This window comes from Bartonella sp. AP20NXHL (assembly GCF_042196165.1).
Classification (GTDB): Bacteria; Pseudomonadota; Alphaproteobacteria; order Rhizobiales; family Rhizobiaceae; genus Bartonella.
The window spans coordinates 1-807 of the sequence record NZ_JBHIPV010000096.1; the positions used below are offsets into that span (position 1 = coordinate 1).

At 41.4% G+C, this 807-nt stretch carries 1 protein-coding gene; it reads left to right on the plus strand.

The genetic code is table 11. The features are described from left to right. The coding region (locus tag ACFILL_RS09405) for an autotransporter outer membrane beta-barrel domain-containing protein (RefSeq protein ID WP_375681104.1) at positions 1–807 on the plus strand (807 nt) is incomplete at both ends.

The following is an 807-nucleotide window of genomic DNA, read 5'->3' on the forward strand; positions in this document are numbered from 1 at the left end:
TGATGAGGTTCGTCCATCTGAGCTCTCTGTTCCGGAGGACACTTCATCTCCAGATTCTGTTTCTCCTCCTTCTGCCCCTGTTGAACCAAAGCCTTCTGGGTCTTCTGACCCTTTGGATTCCTCGTCTAATCTCCAAATTAGAGCTGTTGTTCCACAGGTTCCAACTTACCTTCTTTTGCCAAATGCCTTATTTCATGCTGGTTTAGTGGATATGACCGCGCAAAATAAGACATTAGAGACAATGCGGAATGCTTTTCATTCCTTTGAGAAGGATGATGAAAAGACAGCCTTTTTTCTGCATGCTTATGGTGGTAGCCATCATTATGCTTCCAACTTATCTGCTTTTGAATATGGCTATGGTGCTGAGCTCGATTATAATGCATTCGAAGCAGGTGTTTTGTTAAACGAGATTGAGAGTTTATATGGTCGTACATTCTTTGGGGTTATGGGGTCTTACGGAAATCTTTCTCTAACCCCTCAGGATGTTGAACAAAGCAAAAAGAGTGCATTTGATAAATGGTCTGTTTCTGCCTATGGAAGTCTGAAGCATGATACGGGTTTTTATATAGATGGGGTGGTATCGTATGGACTTTTTAAGGGAGATGTTTTGACCCTTGCACGGGGCAAGGTTGTGGCATTAAAGGGTAAACAGTTTAGCGGTTCTTTAACGAGTGGCAGAACGTTTTCAACAGGGTATAAAGGTGTTGTTTTTGATCCGCAGATTCAGATTGTTTATCAGCATCTTCAGTTTAATCAGGCGCGTGATATTGATAATCTTGATGTTGATTTAGGAAAATTTCATCAATG